Here is a 301-nt window from a genome sequence, read left to right as displayed (position 1 = left end):
GAACAGACTTGTTTGACAAAGCCCATCGGATCATTCGAGAGCAGTCCGTCGAGATTGGCGACGATATGCGCGCGGAACGTGGCGTTGGCGGCCAAGGACGGCTCGAAGATGGCATCGATTGCCAGGATCGCGTCGGCGAGCAGTTTGCTGTTCGAACCGATGCGGTCGGCGATTGCCGCAATTTTTTCGGCAAAGGGGTCCGACACCTGCCAGGCGCGGCCGAACCGCGTCGAAGCCTTGATCAGATACGCCATCCAGCCGCCCACGGGGACCGCAAGGAGCTCGATGCTCCCGCCCTTCG

1 pseudogene is annotated in these 301 nt (G+C 61.8%); it reads right to left on the bottom strand.

Annotation, left to right across the window (positions count from 1 at the left end):
• Positions 1-254, bottom strand: a pseudogene (locus EN852_RS38890) (mannitol dehydrogenase family protein); the annotation flags it as partial.
• Between the last annotated feature and the right edge of the window lie 47 nt (positions 255-301).

Source organism: Mesorhizobium sp. M2E.F.Ca.ET.209.01.1.1 (genome assembly GCF_004010375.2).
GTDB lineage: Bacteria > Pseudomonadota > Alphaproteobacteria > Rhizobiales > Rhizobiaceae > Mesorhizobium.
Note: the sequence above shows the minus strand (reverse complement) of the source record. Positions and strands in the feature narration are given on the sequence as shown.